The 14,696-nt window shown below is 72.6% G+C and carries 13 protein-coding genes; 4 read left to right on the plus strand and 9 right to left on the minus strand.

Going from position 1 to position 14,696, the window contains the following annotated elements; translation table 11 throughout:
• Positions 1–54 precede the first annotated feature (54 nt).
• Entirely contained in the window at positions 55–1,191 is a 1,137-nt protein-coding gene (locus TA3x_RS27540; RefSeq protein ID WP_435017887.1) for a Sua5/YciO/YrdC/YwlC family protein, read from the plus strand.
• Between the two features lie 13 nt (positions 1,192–1,204).
• Here the strand turns inward: TA3x_RS27540 and TA3x_RS27545 are convergent, their stop codons facing one another.
• The 3 genes from TA3x_RS27545 to TA3x_RS27555 all read right to left on the minus strand — a co-directional run bounded on the left by TA3x_RS27545 (position 1,205) and on the right by TA3x_RS27555 (position 4,569).
• On the minus strand, positions 1,205–1,537 hold the full coding sequence (locus TA3x_RS27545) for an arsenosugar biosynthesis-associated peroxidase-like protein (RefSeq protein ID WP_435017888.1): 333 nt from the start codon (positions 1,535–1,537) through the stop codon (positions 1,205–1,207).
• 88 nt (positions 1,538–1,625) lie between these two features.
• Positions 1,626–2,939, minus strand: a complete 1,314-nt coding sequence (locus tag TA3x_RS27550) for a hemolysin family protein (RefSeq protein ID WP_435017889.1) — start codon at positions 2,937–2,939, stop codon at positions 1,626–1,628.
• Between the two features lie 214 nt (positions 2,940–3,153).
• Positions 3,154–4,569, minus strand: coding sequence for an MFS transporter (locus TA3x_RS27555; protein ID WP_435017890.1), 1,416 nt, complete (start codon positions 4,567–4,569; stop codon positions 3,154–3,156).
• A 236-nt stretch (positions 4,570–4,805) separates the two neighbouring features.
• On the opposite strand from TA3x_RS27555, the gene TA3x_RS27560 reads away from it, so the two are divergent.
• Positions 4,806–5,291, plus strand: a complete 486-nt coding sequence (locus TA3x_RS27560; protein WP_435017891.1) for a hypothetical protein — start codon at positions 4,806–4,808, stop codon at positions 5,289–5,291.
• An 88-nt stretch (positions 5,292–5,379) separates the two neighbouring features.
• Positions 5,380–6,873 (plus strand): hypothetical protein, encoded by a 1,494-nt coding sequence (locus tag TA3x_RS27565; protein WP_435017892.1) that lies wholly within the window; start codon positions 5,380–5,382, stop codon positions 6,871–6,873.
• 5 nt (positions 6,874–6,878) lie between these two features.
• Here the strand turns inward: TA3x_RS27565 and TA3x_RS27570 are convergent, their stop codons facing one another.
• The 6 genes from TA3x_RS27570 to TA3x_RS27595 are packed head-to-tail and all read right to left on the minus strand — an operon-like array spanning position 6,879 to position 14,156.
• Complete coding sequence (locus tag TA3x_RS27570; protein ID WP_435017893.1) at positions 6,879–8,090, minus strand: FliM/FliN family flagellar motor switch protein; 1,212 nt, start codon at positions 8,088–8,090, stop codon at positions 6,879–6,881.
• Complete coding sequence (locus tag TA3x_RS27575; protein WP_435017894.1) at positions 8,087–9,034, minus strand: hypothetical protein; 948 nt, start codon at positions 9,032–9,034, stop codon at positions 8,087–8,089. Before TA3x_RS27575 ends, TA3x_RS27570 begins: the two co-directional genes overlap by 4 nt.
• A gap of 51 nt (positions 9,035–9,085) precedes the next feature.
• On the minus strand, positions 9,086–9,856 hold the full coding sequence (locus TA3x_RS27580; protein ID WP_435017895.1) for a response regulator: 771 nt from the start codon (positions 9,854–9,856) through the stop codon (positions 9,086–9,088).
• A 55-nt stretch (positions 9,857–9,911) separates the two neighbouring features.
• Positions 9,912–11,159: an ATP-binding protein gene (locus TA3x_RS27585; protein WP_435017896.1), complete on the minus strand. Its 1,248-nt coding sequence runs from the start codon at positions 11,157–11,159 to the stop codon at positions 9,912–9,914.
• Positions 11,160–11,205: 46 nt separating this feature from the next.
• Positions 11,206–11,709: a response regulator gene (locus TA3x_RS27590; protein WP_435017897.1), complete on the minus strand. Its 504-nt coding sequence runs from the start codon at positions 11,707–11,709 to the stop codon at positions 11,206–11,208.
• A gap of 50 nt (positions 11,710–11,759) precedes the next feature.
• Positions 11,760–14,156, minus strand: coding sequence for a PAS domain S-box protein (locus tag TA3x_RS27595; RefSeq protein WP_435017898.1), 2,397 nt, complete (start codon positions 14,154–14,156; stop codon positions 11,760–11,762).
• Positions 14,157–14,331: 175 nt separating this feature from the next.
• Between TA3x_RS27595 and TA3x_RS27600 the strand changes: the two genes are divergently transcribed.
• Positions 14,332–14,688, plus strand: coding sequence for a (2Fe-2S) ferredoxin domain-containing protein (locus TA3x_RS27600; RefSeq protein ID WP_435017899.1), 357 nt, complete (start codon positions 14,332–14,334; stop codon positions 14,686–14,688).
• Positions 14,689–14,696: the final 8 nt, after the last annotated feature.

Raw genomic sequence — 14,696 nt, forward strand, 5'->3', positions numbered from 1 at the left:
AGATCCACGATCCCTACCGACCTCGAATCTCCCCCAACCCCCCGAGGCCGATCGATGGTGGAACGGATCGACCTGACCCGGGCCGACGACCCGCGCGACGTGGTCCACCGGGCCGTGGCGTGCCTGGCCCAGGGAGGCGTGGTGGGTTTGCCCACCGAGGCCGCCTATGGGCTGGTGGCCTGCGCCCTGAGGCCGGAGGCGGTGGCCCGGCTCCGCGTCCTGGCCGCCCCGGCGCGGGCCCAGGTGGCCAACCCTCATGGGTTCCCGACCCTGTTCCTGAAGGGGGCCGACGAGGTCGCCGACTGGGCCAACGTGCCGTCCGAGGCCGGGCGGCGGCTGGCGCGCCGGGCCTGGCCCGGGCCGATGACGCTGATCCTGCCGGTGGCCGAGCAGGGGCTGGCCCGGCGGCTCACTCCCGAGGTCCGGTCGTTCCTGCTGACCGACGGCACGATCGCGGTCCGGGCGCCCGGCGACCCGATGGTCCGCGAGATCCTCCGGCTGATGCCCGGCCCGCTGGTCCGATCGATCGCGCCGGCGGCCGGCACGCTGGTGGGACGGGTGCCGGTGACCGCCGACGATCTGGCCGAGGTCGAGGGGCTGGACATGATCCTGGACAACGGCCCGACCCGGCTGGGCGGCCCCGCCACGGTGGTCGCCGTCACCCCCGAGGGCTGGGAGATCGCCCGGCCCGGCGTGCTGTCGGCGCAGGCCCTGGGGCGGATGGCCGGGACCATCATCCTGTTCGTCTGCACCGGCAACACCTGCCGGAGCCCGATGGCCGAGGCGCTGTGCAAGGCCCGCCTCGCCGATCGGCTGGGCTGCCGCCCCGACGAGCTGGTCGGGCGGGGCTATGTCGTCCAATCGGCCGGGGTGTCCGCCCACGACGGCATGCCCGCCGCCGCCCATGCGATCGATGTCGTCCGGTCGCGCGGGGGGTCGCTCGATGCGCACGCCAGCCGGAGGGCCACCGCCGAGATGGTCCGCCAGGCCGACTGGATCGTCGCGATGACCCTGGACCACCTCGACGCCCTGCTCGACCAGGTCCCCGAGGTCGCCGACCGGGCCCGCCTGCTCCACCCCCTGGGCGACGACGTCGCCGACCCGATCGGCTCGGATCGCGACGTCTACCTGCGCACCGCCCGGGACATCGAAGGCTACCTGGCCCGGCTATTCGACGACCTCGGCTTCTGAGCCGGGGGGCCGATCAGCCGGTCCTCTGGTCGGCCACCTCGCGCATCTGGATCCCGTGCGAGAGGGTCGCCCCGGCGCGGATGGCGGCGGCCACCTGGATGGCCTCGGTCATCTGGGGGACGCTGCACCCCTGCTCCAGGCTCGACCGCGTGGTGACGTCGATGCAGTACGGGCACTGGAGGGCGTTGGACACCGCCAGGCCGATCAGCGCCTTCTCGCGGGCTGTGAGTTCGCCGTCCCGGAAGACCTCGGAGTACCAGCCCTGGAATTTCTCCCAGAGGGCGGGGGCGCCGGAGGCGACTTCGGGCAGGCGGGCCAGGTCTTCGGTCTTGTAGAAGGTCGACATAGGTTCGTTGTTCCGCGGTCCGGCCCCGGGGCGGGCGGGGTGTTGATCCCCTGCCCTCGCAAACGGGGTTCCGAACGGCGGGCGGCGTTCAGCCCCTGGGCTCTGGCCGGGGCGAGGGCTCGACGCGGATCGTGCGGATCCGGGTCGGGTCGGCGCGGAGGACGGTCAGGCGGTGGCCGCCCACCGTGACGGCGTCCCCGGCCAGGGCCAGGCGGCCGAGCCGGTCGAGGATCAGCCCGCCGGCGGTCTCGGCGTCGGTCTCGGGCACCTGGACGCCGCAGGATTCGGCCAGGACGTCGAGCGGGCAGGAGGCATCGACCTCGAAGACGTCATCCCCCAGGGGCGAGACCTGCGGCGTCTCGCGGTCGAACTCGTCCTGGATCGGCCCGACCAGTTCTTCCAGGACGTTCTCCAGGCTCACCATGCCGACCACGCTGCCGTACTCGTCGTGGAGCATGGCCAGGTGGACCTGGTTCTTCTGGAACTCGAAGAGGAGTTGGTCGAGCTGGAGCGAGGCGGGCAGGAACGGCACCCGCCGCATCGACTTGCGGAGGTCGGGCCGGGCCCCCTGCCCCCCGGCGCGGAACAAGTCCTTGACGTGGATCATGCCGATCACCGTCGTCAGGTCGTCCTCGCAGATCGGGTAGCGGGTGTGCCCCGCCTGCCGGGCCACGCGGAGGTTGTCCTCCAGGGGCCGAGACAGGCTGAGGTAGACGATGTCGGGCCGGGGGACCATCACCCGCCGGGCGGTCTTCCGCTCCAGGTTCAGGACGTTCTCGATCATCATCCGCTCGTTGCGGGTCAGGTGCCCGCCGGCCACGCTCTCCGCGACGATGTGGCGGAGTTCCTCCTCGGTGTGCGACACCTCGGCGTGGTCGGAATGGCCCAGCCCGATCACCCAGAGCGTGAGGTTGCTGGCGCCGTTCAGGAGCCAGATGACCGGGAAGAACACGTAATAGAACGCGATCAGGAACGGCGCCGTCAGGAGCGAGACCGTCTTGGCCGACCGGATCGCCAGGCTCTTGGGGGCCTGCTCCCCCAGGGCCATGTGCAGGAAGGTGACGAACGAGAAGGCCATGATCCAGGCGAACGAGCCCGACCCGGCGTGGTCCCCCTCGGACCCCAGCCCGATCCGGACCAGCAGCCCCTCGATCGGGTGGACCACCTTCTCGATGGCGTAGCCCAGCGCCAGGCTGGCCACCGTGATCCCGAGTTGCGACGCCGACAGGTAGGCATCCAGCCGATCCAGGGCCCGACTGGTCAGCTTGGCCGCCCAGTTCCCCTTCTCCACGAGCTGGTCGATCTGGCTGGTGCGGACCTTGACCAGGGCGAACTCGGCGGCCACGAAGAAACCGTTGATGAAGATCAGGCCGGCGATCACGAAGAACTGCGAGGCGTCCATGAAGCGGATGGTCCGACAAGAGGAAGGCCCCGACCCGGCCATCGCGGCGGCATCCAGGCCGAATGCCGCGCGGCCCGCGGGGCCAACCGGCGATTCTAACCGAACCGCCCGCCCGACGCATCCGGTTTTATCCGGCGCGGGCGCCGATCTCCCGATCGGCGAACCCGGCCGCCCCATCGCGGCCGGGCCCCTCGTCGCGGCGCCGGGCCGTGGCTCACTCCGGCAGCGGCTTGCCCTTGGTCTCGGGGGCGAACGGCAGGACGGCCAGGCCGATCAGGAAGACCACGCACATGGTCACACCGGCATAGCGGCGGGCCATGATCTCGCCGTGGTGGCCGTAGACGTCGCTGGCCAGCAGGCCCAGGAACAGCGGGCCGACGGCCGCGACCAGGCGGCCGACGTTGTAGCAGAACGACGTCCCGGTGCTGCGGAGCCGGGTCGGGAACAGCTCGGGGAAGTAGATCGCGAAGCCGCCGAACACGGTCAGCTGGCAGAACCCCATGATCGGGATCATCCAGAACAGGTCGGACACCCGGTTGATGTACCAGAACGTCCCCGCCGTGGCGAGCATCGCCAGCAGGAACGACACCGCGAACGCCATCCGCCGGCCGAACACCGCGGTGAACCGGGTGAAGGCGTAGATCCCCAGGAACGAGCCGGCGTTCTGGAGCAGCGAGGTCAGCCCGACCAGCCAGGTCAACTGGCCGGGGATCAGGGCCGGGTCGACGCCCCGCTCGGTCAGGTCCTTCTGGAACACGGCGCGGATCAGGTCGAAGCTGAAGAAGCCGATGCCCCACAGGCCGACCACGCCCGAGAACCCGAGGATCATCCCGATGATCGCATTCTTACGCCAGCGGGGGTCGCCGAACAGCTCGCGGATCGAGCCGGCCTTGGGCTCGGCCCCGGCGCTCTCAGCCGCCTCGTCGGCCTTGATGGCGGCCTGCCACTTCTCGGGCTCCTTGAGCCGGCGGCGGATCAGGACGGCCAGCAGGGCCGGGGCCATGCCGATCAGGAACATGATCCGCCAGGCGTTGCCCACCGCCCCGGTCTCTTCCATCTTGCCCAGGATCATGGCGATCACGGCGGCGGTCATGTTGCCCACCGCCGACATCGCCTGGACCCAGCCCAGGGCGAACGGCCGGGCCCGGGCCGGGATGACCTCGGCGACCAGGGCCACGCCCACGGCGAACTCGCCCCCGACGCCCAGCCCGGTCAGGAACCGGTAGAACGCGAAGTCCCACACCCCCACCGACAGGGCGCTCAGCCCGGTGAACGCCGAGTACGCCAGGATCGTCAGGAGCATCGTCTTGGCCCGGCCGATCCGGTCGCCCAGGACGCCGAAGAACAGGCCGCCGATCGCCCAGCCGATCATGAAGATCATCGTGGCGTAGCCGCCGTACTTGGCCACGTCGCCGGCGGAGGGCGCCTCGCCGGTCGAGGCCTTCAGCAGCTCGGTGATCGCCGGCTTCCGCGCCAGGTTGAACAGCTGCTGGTCCATCGTGTCGAACATCCAGCCCAGGGCCGCGACGATCAGCACGAACCAATGGTAGCCGTTCAGTTCCTTGTGCCAGGGGCCCGAGGCCACCTCGTCCTTCGCCCCGGGGGCCTGGAAATCGGCGTCGAAATGCATGCGGGAATCCTCGGGAGCGGCGATGATCCGGGATGGAATTCGGTAGGGGTGGGTCCGGAGTCGCTCGAAGATAACACCTCCTGCGCGTCGATGCCGCAATCCCGTCCGGGAAAATCGCCGGCCCAGGCCGCGTCGCCAAGGTCGATTTCGATGGATCCTATCGCAGGGCGTGGCGACCCGGTATCTTCCGGACATGGGCAGGATGCGGGCCATTCCTCGCGGGGGGGCGTCGATTGATGGCGAAATTCAGGACGATCGTGGCGGCGTCGACCTTCCTCGGGGCCATCGCGCTGGGGTCCGGGCTGGTCGCCCAGCAGGGCACGGGCGGCCGGGCCGACCGGGGGCCGGGGGTCGACCCGTCGATCCGGTCCCTGATCGAGGCCCGGATCGGGGTGGCCAGGGAGATCTTCGAGTCGGCGATGGCGCCGCCCCAGGACGGCCCCCTGGACGACCTCCCCTCCTGGTCGCGCCGCTGGATGGACGACGAGATCGGGCTCAACCCCGACTCCGGACCGGCCAGCAGGCTCGCCGCGATCCGGGCCCACCTGGGGCGGATCAAGTCCCTGGAGGAGATCGCGGCCCGCCGCCAGGACGCGGCGCGAGGGGCCCGCGCGGACGTACTCAAGCTGAAATACTTCCGCCTCGAAGCGGAGCAGATGCTCGCGGAGCTGAGGATCATCAACCCCGGCCTCTTCCCGCCGACTCCCCCCGCCCGGCCCTGATCGGCCCGGGGACGCCGGGGCGGATTCGGGCCATCGGCCCGGCCGCCCGCCTCGACCGGCCGTCCCGGGACGGCTAGAATCCACCCCCATGCGACGAGGACCGGCGATCGTGGTGGGGGCGGCGACCTTGCTGGTGGCGGGGGGCGTGGCCGCGCTCGCGTCCGGGCGGATCCCGCTGGGCGTCCCCGGCGAGTGGGAATGGCTCCGCCTCCAGTCCGGCCCGGACCCGATCCGCGTCGCGGTCGCCCTGGCGGCCATCGCCGCCTATGCCATCTTCGTCGCCCTGGGCTCCCGGTCCCTGGCCGGGCGCGTCGGGCCGATCCGCGAGTGGGCCTGGCTGGCGGGGCTGGCCGCGGCGGCGGCGGCCACGCAGGCGGCCGTCCAGGACGGGGCCCCGGAAGGGTACGGGCTGGAGAAGTGGGTCGTCGCGCTCCACAACTCGGGGTCGAGCGGCTATCTCTCGGTCGCCGGGGCCGCCATGGACGACCCGGCGCGGTTCCTGGCCGACTACCCGGCATGGATCGCCCGGCAGGATGCCCTGCACATCGGCACCCACCCGCCCGGCCTGTTCGTCGCGACCCATGCCGTGCTGCGGCGGATGCAGGGATCCGCCGGCCTGGCCCGGGGCGTGGTGGACCTCGCCCCGCCGTCCACGGTCCGCATGATCCGGGCCTATCGGGACGACCGGCGCCTGTCGCTGGCCGAGGCCGCGACCGTCGCCGCGATCGGGGCGCTCACCCTGCTGGCCTGCTCCCTGACGGTCGTGCCGCTCTACGGCCTGGCGCGGGCCTCGGGCTTGGGGCCGATGGGGGCGTGGGCCTCGGCCGCGATCTGGCCGGTCGTCCCGTCCGCCCTGATGTTCCAGCCCACCGCCGACGCGGCCTTCCCGCTGCTCTCCGCCTCGGCCCTGGCCCTGGCGGCGTGGGGGGCCCGCGACGCCGGCCGCCTGCGGGGCCTGCTGCCCTGCCTGGCGGCGGGGGTGATCCTGGGCGTGGGGATGTTTTTCACCCTGGCCTTCCTGCCGGTCGGCCTCGTCGTCGGGGTGCTGCTCGCGACGACGCCCGCCCTGCCCTGGCCGCGCCGGATTGGCTTGATTTCGGCGGTCGGCGTCGGCTTCCTCGCCGTCACCCTGGGATGGTGGGCGGCGACCTCGGGCAACCCGTTCGCGATCTGGTATCACAACCAGGCCAACCACGCCCGGTTCTACGTCGAGCATCCCCGCACCTACTGGGCGTGGGTGCTGGAAAACCCGATCGAGCTGGCCATCGGCCTCGGGCTCCCGGCCTCGCTGTGGGTCGCCATCGGCCTCCGCTCGCCGCGGACCGCCTCGGCCCCCCGGGTGGCCTGGATCACGCTGGGCGTGCTGGCCTTCCTCACCCTGGGCGGCCGGAGCCTCAGCGAGGTCGGGCGGCTCTGGCTCCCCTTCATGCCCGCCCTTCTGGTCGCGGCGGGCGCCGGGTTCGGACGCCTGGGCGGCGGGCCCAGGACCCTGGCGGCCACCGTCGCCCTGATCGCCGGGCAAACCTTGCTGATGCAGTGCCTCATCCAGGTCGTCTACCCGATCGTCGTCAAGCCGGCCTGAGCGGGCTACAGGAAGACGGACAGGACGCGGACGCCCAGCTCGGCGTCGATCTGGACGAGTTCGCCTCGCGCGACCAGGCGGCCGTTGGAGGTGAGTTCCACGGGCTCGCGGGCATGGCGACCGAGTTCCAGGACGTCGCCGGGCTTGAGATCGGCGAGCCGGCGGAGCGGGATGTTGACCCGGCCAAGTTCCACGGCGAGCGTCACCGGGATGTCGGGGCGGGCGGCGTCGGCGGGGGCGGATTCGGCCGGGCTCGGGTCGCCGGGGGCGGTCATGATCGGGACCTCTCGGGGCAGCGGTTCGTGGCGGGGGAGATCGGCGACGATGAGGCGGGCGGCCGAGGTGTCCGGTGCCGCCCGCACGGGCAGGATCGACCGGCCCGACGCGTCGCGCTGGGCCAGGCGGATCGGCCCGTCGGGGCTGGCCGGCGTCCCCCGGAGCGCGGCCCCGTCGATCGGCAGGATGAGGCCGGGGCGGAGCCGGTGCAGGCCGCGCGGCAGGGTCGCCGACCCGGCCTCGGCGTGCCACTCGCTGGCCAGGTCGGCATAGCGGGCCAAAGGGATCGGGGCGGCGTGCCCGGCCGGGGGGTCGTCGGCCAGCCAGAGCGCCAGGAGGGTCTCGGGCAGCCAGGCCCGGATCGAGCCGACCCGGTCGCCGACGCGGGCCCGCCACCGCCAGGTGACGATCGGTCCCAGCCCCGACACGTCGAAGGGGTCGGGGCCGACGCGGTCGAGCACCAGGTCCCACGGCCCGAGCGGGCCGGGCCGGGCGTCGAGGTGGTCCAGGCCCCGTGCGATCAGGAACGTGAGGATGCCCCACTCGACCGGGGTCACCTGCAACCGGGTCTCGGCCGGCCCCCGGCGGAAGCCGAGCAGGCGGTCGACGATCGCGTGGGCCAGGGTCGGCTCGATGCCGATGGCCACCCGGGTGGCCAGGCGGGGCCAGCTCATCTGGGCGATCACGGCGGGCCGCCCGAGCCCCGCGCCCCGGGGGAGGAACTCGAAGCGGTCCAGGAGGAGGGCCTCGCCCAGGATCTCCGACACCCCGCCGACCAGCCCGCCCGGGCCCGGGGACGGCCCGTCCGGCCCGAGCCTCCGCCCCAGCGCGACCTGGCGCCGGGTCAGCGTCGGCAGCGGCCCGAGCGGGCCGGGGTCGGGGGAGCCGGTCGATCCGGCCTCCTCGGCGCGTCGGATCGGCTCGATCAGGTCGGTGCTCATGCCGAGCCTCCGGCGGCGTCCGGGGGAGGGGGCGGGGCGGGCAGCCGCCCCTCGGAGATCAGCCGGGCCCAGGCGGCCTCCAGGACCCAGCGTTCCCAGGCGATCAGCGCCCGGGGGGAGAACCCCGGCGCCGGGCCGGGCCGGGCCAGCCTCGCCAGGGAATAGGGGAGGTGCTGCAACGCCCACCGGGCCCGGTGGGGCTCCACGCCGGCCAGCAGGCGGCCGAGGGTGACCAGTCCGAGCCGGGCGTGGGCCCGCCGGGGATCGCCGCAGGCCCCGGCCAGATCGGTGCGGGCGAGGGGGACGAGCCGGGGGTCGGCCACGCCGATCAGGCGGCGGAAGTAGGCGAGCCGGACCCGGTCGATCGGCGTCATCCGCGCCGCCGCCTCGTCGGTGGCGTCGGGCCCGTGGCCGCGCATCGCGAACGCATGCTTGGCCTGGCCGGCCACCTTGGCCAGCCGGGCCCGGGCCCGGGGGCCGAGCTGCGTCAGAGCCACCACGACCATCGGGTCGTCGGGCCGGGGCGGGGCGTCCCCCACCAGCCGCTCGGACCACAGGGCCAGGGCCCAGCCCAGGGCGTCCGGGTCGGCCGGGAACTCGGCGACCGGGTCGGTCTCGTCGCGGCCCAGGGCCTCGCGGATCGCCGCCGGGGCGTGGGCCACCACGGTTCCCCGCACGGCCCGGGACTCGGGGGTCAGGGCCCGCGCGTACCAGGAGGGATGGACCCGCGTCGGGTCGGGCCGGGCCGAGGCCGCGTGGTCGCGCAAGAGCATCAGCCGGGCCATCTCGGGCGTCCCGGCCTCGTCCCCGGCCGGCAGGCGATCCGCCCAGGCGGGGGCGATCCGCGACCGGAGCCGGGCATCCCCCGCCCCGTCTCCCCAGGCCCGCAGGCAGAGGAGCAAGGAGCGGTCGGCCGTGGTCGGGGGTCCCTCGGTCGCGGGCACGGTCCACCTCGTGTCGGTCGTCGCGCAAGCGGTGTGGGGGGTGGGCTCGGATCAGGGCCGGTCGTCGGCGGCCGAGAGGACGACCCGGGCGCGCTCGGCGTCGGGCGAAACCCGGATCGCCCCGCCGCGTGCCAGGAGCCCGCCGAGGCCGTCGGCATCGCCGGGAGGATCGTCGGCGAACCAGCCCGATTCGTCGCGGATCGTGACCTCCACGCCCCGATCATCGCACCGATAGTCGAGCGACGCCACCCGGGCGGCCCCGTGCTGGCGGCCCCAGTCGACGGCGCGGGCCGCGACGTCGATGAGCAGCCGGTCCAGTTCCAGGGCGATCCCCTCGGGCAGCGACGTCCGGGCCAGGACCAGGCCCCGGAGCCGGGACAGGCCGAGCAGGAGGTCGACCTCGGCGGAGGCGTCCAGGGCGATCGTCCCCTCGGCGGCCCCCTCGACGAGCCCGCGCCGCCAGTCGCCGGCCCGGGCCAGGGCCTCGAAGATCTGGTCGGGTGTGTAGGGCTTGGGGACGTATTCGGCGGCGCCGACGCGGAAGCCCTGGACCCGGTTCTGGTCGGCCAGGCGGGCCGTGACCATGACCACCGGGATGGCGCCGGTGGTCCGCTCGGCCCGGAGGGCCCGGCAGACCTCGTAGCCGTTGATATCCGGGAGCATGAGGTCCAGGAACACGACGTCGGGGCGGCGCCGCCGGGCGATCTCCAGCGCCTCCCCGCCGGTGAACGCCGAGTCGGTCCGATAGCCCCGGAGCTGGACCAGCATGGCGAGGAGTTCGTTGGCCTCGGGCTCGTCCTCGACGATCAAGGCTGAAGGCATCGGGTCATCCTCAAAATGTCGGCGACGTGGGCCGGGACGGGCGGGGCATGGCCCATCATGACGGCCCCCCCTCCTCCGGGCCCGCCGACGCATCCGGCAAGGGACATTCTACGCCATCTCCGCCGGATGGGAACCGATGGCGGGGGAGCCGGACGGTGATCCGGGTCCCGACGTCGGGCTCGCTCTCCGCCTCGACCCGGCCCCCGTGCAGCTCGACGAACAGGCGGACGATGCTCAACCCCAGGCCGAGCCCGCGCTTCTGGAAACCGAAATCGCCCGAGGAGTGGCGGCTCGGGTCGAACTCGGTGAAGAAGGGCTGGAAGAGCTGGCGCAGCGCCCGGGGCTCCAGCCCGATGCCCCGATCCTCGACCACGATCTCGGCCGCGTCGGCCCCGACCGCCCGGGCCCGGAGCGTCAGCTCGCCGCCGTCGGGGGTGAACTTGATGGCGTTGGTCAGCAGGTTGGTCACGGCGTCCACGATCTTCGCGGCGTCGATGTCGAACGACCCGAGGTCGTCGTCCAGCTCGATCCGGAACCGCTGCTCGCGGAGCCGGACGAACGGCCCGACCCGCCCGGCCGCCTCGCGGAGCAGCTCGGCCAGGTCGGTCGGCTCGCGGTGGAGGGTCTGGCGGAAGTCCTCGGCGCGCATCATGGTCAGGGTGTTGGTGACCAGGCGGGCGAGGTGGCGGGCGCCCCCGGCGATCTTCTCGACCAGCTCGCGCTCGCGGGGGTCGCGCCTGGGGTTGAGCAGGCGGAGCAGCTCGCTGAGGCCCAGGACCAGCGTGATCGGGGTGTTGAACTCGTGGCTGGCGACCTCGATGAACGCCCCCTTCAGCTCGTTGGCCTCGGCCAACTCCTCGTTGGCGCGGAGGAGGCGGGCGTTGGCCTCCTGGAGTTCCGCCAGAAGCCGGTTCCGCTCGGCCAGGAGTTCGTACTGGTCGGCGGCCTGGCGGACCAGGGACTCCAGCTCGGCGGGGTCCCAGGGCTTGAGGATGTAGCGGAAGATCCGCCCCTCGTTGACGGCGTTGATGACCGCCTGGAGGTCGGCATAGCCGGTGAACAGCATCCGCACGACGTCGGGGCGGAGGTGCCGCGCCCGGGCGAGGAAGACGTCGCCGGTCATGCCGGGCATCCTCTGGTCCGAGAGGATGACGTGGACCTCCTCGCGGGCGAGGATCTCCAGGCCGGCGGCCCCCCCCTCGGCGGTCAGGACGCGATAGGCGCGATGGAACAGGTGCCGGAGGCTTTCCAGGACGTCGGGCTCGTCGTCCACGATCAACAGCGTATTTCGCCGACCTTGCATCAACTTCCCCCCACCCCCCCCGCACCGCATCGCCCCCGCCGGCCGCTCACGGCGACACCGGGGGCGTCCCGCCCAGGCGCTTGACCTCCGCCTCCAGGACCTCGACCCGCCGCTGGAGGCCGTCGATCTCGCCCCGGAGGCGGTCGCTGATCTCGGCGTCGGCGATCAGGCGTTCGTACTCGATGGCCGCCTGGCGCACGGCGTCGATCAGCTCCTCCGGCTGCCACGGCTTCTTGAGGAACTGGTAGACGTGCCCCTGGTTGATGGCCGCGACGATCGATTCCAGGTCGGCGTAGCCGGTGAACAGCATCCGGACCGCCTGCGGGTTGCGGGCCTTCACCTTGGTCAGCAGCTCGACGCCGGAGACCTGCGGCATCCGCTGGTCGGTCATGATGATGTGGACTTCCTCCTCCTGCATCAGCCGGTAGCCCTCCGCCCCGCTGTGCGCCTTGAGCACGCGAAACTCGCGCCGGAGCAGGTCGTGGACCGAGTCGCAGACGTCGGGCTCGTCGTCGACGATCAGCAGCGTGTACTTCGCGGGGGGGCGCATCGGGCCTCCTCGGTGCGGATAGGGTTTTGGGGGACGGGGCCGGGCGGTCATCATCCGGGGGGGCACGGCAGGTAGACGCGGAACCGGGTGCCGACGCCCGGCGAGCCGTCGACGTCGATCCGCCCGCCGTGGCCGGTCACGATCCCGTGGCTGATCGACAGCCCCAGGCCGGTCCCCTCCCCCACCGGCTTGGTGGTGAAGAACGGGTCGAACAGCCGGGGGATGCACTCGGGATCGATCCCGCAGCCGTTGTCGGCCACCTCCAGGAGGTAGAACGGCCCCTCGTCCCGGGTCGTGATCTCGATCCGTCCCGGGTCGGGCTTGCCCGACCCCTCGATCGCCTGCACGGCATTGACCAGCAAGTTGAGCGCCACCTGGCTGATCTGGGTGGAGACGCACGACACCTTGCGGGACGATTCGTTGCGGTGGACGACCTCGATGCCGCCCCGGCGGATCCGCCCCTGGACCATCTCCAGCGCCGAGGCGACCAGCTCGTGGACGAAGCAGGGCTCCATCTTGGGCGGGGAGGTCCGGGCCAGGCCCCGGAGGTTCTGGACGATGTTGGCCACCCGCTGGACCCCCTCGCGGGTCCGGGTCAGCATCCGGGGCAGGTTGGACCGGACGTAGGGCCAGTCCAGGTCGTCGCTCAGCTCGTCGACCTCCCGGAGGGCGTCGGGGTCGGCCGCGGCGAGCTTCCGGCCCGCCTCGCCGTAGGCGTCCATGATCGCCAGGACGCCCTGGAAGTCGCGCTCCAGGACGGCGAGGTTGTTGGCGACGTAGGCCAGGGGGTTGTTGATCTCGTGGGCCACGCCGGCCGACAGCAGGCCGATCGAGGCCAGCTTGTCCGACTGGACCAGCATGGCCCGCATCCTCTGCCGCTCGGCCTGGTCGCGGATCGACCCGATGAACTGGGGCTCGCCGTCGAGGTCCACGGCGGACAGCGACAGTTCCAGGGGGAAGGACTCGCTGTCCTTGCGGACCCCCTTCAATTCGACCGTCCGGCCGATGATCCTGGGCTCGCGCCGCTCCAGGTAGTCGGCGAACGCCACGCCGGGCGGGACGGCCAGGGCCTCGGGCATCAGCTCGGACAGCGGATGGCCCAGGATCTCGGCGGCCTCGTAGCCGAAGGTCCGCTCGGCGGCGGGGTTGAACAGGGTGATCAGGCCGTCGCGGTCGGCCACGACCACGGCGTCGTGGGTCCCCTCGGTCAGCTTGCGATACCGGGCCTCGGACCGCTGGAGATCGCGGTTCTTGGCCTCGATGGCCCGGGCGTTCTGCTCCTGGGCCTCGGCCAGCCGCTTCCGGGTCTCCTCCAGGGCCTTGCGCTCGGTGATGTCGCGGCACACGGCCAGGATGGCCACCTGGTCCTCGAACTGGATCAAGGACGTGCTGACGTCCACCGGGATGACGCGGCCGTCGCCGGTGCGGTGCCGCCCCTCGAACGCCAGGTGGCGGCGCTCGACCTGGCGGCGGAGGCGATCCTGGAACCCCTCGGCGAACTCGCCGTCGTCGAGGTCGCGGGTGTTGAGCTTGAGGAAGTCGCGCCGGGAATAGCCCATCCGGCGGCACCCGGCGGGGTTGACGTCCAGGACGTTCCCCTCCAGGTCGTGGACGAAGACGACGTCCTCGATCCCCTCGAACAGGGCGCGGGCCCGTTTCTCCGAGGCGACCAGGGCGGCCTCGGTCTGCTTGCGGGCGGTGATGTCCTGCAGGGTGCTGCGGATGCCGACGACCCGCCCCTGGGCGTCGAGCCGGAACCTTTCCTCGATGGCGACCACCAGGCGGCGGCCGTCGCGGGTCATGTAGGTCCGCTCCAGCGGGACCAGGGGCCGCTCCCCCCGGATCTTCTCGGTGACCGCCTGCCGGGCGGCGTCGCGCGACTCCTCGGCCACGAAGTCGAAGATCGACCGGCCGATCATCTCCTCCTGGGAATAGCCGAGGATCTCGCACTCGGTCCGGTTCATGATCACGATCGTCCCTTCCGGATCGATCTCGTGATAGCCGAACGGGGCCTCGTCGTAGAGCCGGCGGAACTGCTCCTCCGAGGCGATCAGGGCCAGCTCCGTCTTCTTCCGCTCGCTGATGTCGGTGACGAAGGCGAAGTAGCCCCGGGGCTCGCCGTTCTCGTCGCGATCCAGGTCGACGACCACCTCCACCGGGACGATCGCGCCGTCGCGGCGGATGTATTCCTTCTCGTACCGGACCGCCTGGCCGGTGGCGCGGAGCTGCTCCAGCGCCATCTCGCCCGACCTCCGCCACCGCTCCGGCGTGATTTCGGAGATGGTCATCGTCGCCAGCTCGGCCGCCGCGTACCCGGTCAGCGCTTCGAAGGCCGGGTTGGCCAGGACGAAGTGGAAGCCCAGGTCGACCGCCGAGAACGGCTGCGCCGTCGAGGCCAGCAAGCGGCTCAGGAACCAGTCCTGGGCCTCCACCGTCGGATGGTTCACGGGACGTCGCCCCCTGCGCAAGACGGCCGCCTCCGCCGCGGCCCCGGGCCGGCTCGCCCCTCGTCCGGCTTGACCGATCGTCGCGACGGCCCCACCATACCAGGACCGCGACGCGAAGGCCAACCGTCCGCCCTCGCCGGCCCCGATCCCCCGCCCCCGACCCGAACGACGCCCCATGCCCGCCTTCCGCCACCACGTCTTCATCTGCGAGAACGCCCGCGCCGACGGCCACCCCCGGGGCAGCTGCTCCCTGATGGGGGCCGGCCCGCTCCGCGACGCCTTCAAGAAGGAATTGAAGCGCGCCGGGGTCGCCCGCACCACACGCGCCAACTCGGCCGGCTGCCTCGACCAGTGCGAACACGGCCCGGTCGTCGTCATCTATCCCCAGGCCATCTGGTACGGCCGCGTCACCCCCGAGGACGTCCCCCGGATCGTCGACCGCACCATCGTCGCCGGGGAGATCCTCGACGACCTCCGGATCGCCGACGACTGCCTCAACAATCCCGACTGCCCGCACCGGGCGAAGCCCTGATCAACCGC

Origin of the sequence: Tundrisphaera macrotermitis (genome assembly GCF_051175315.1) — a bacterium.
Classification (GTDB): Bacteria; Planctomycetota; Planctomycetia; order Isosphaerales; family Isosphaeraceae; genus Tundrisphaera.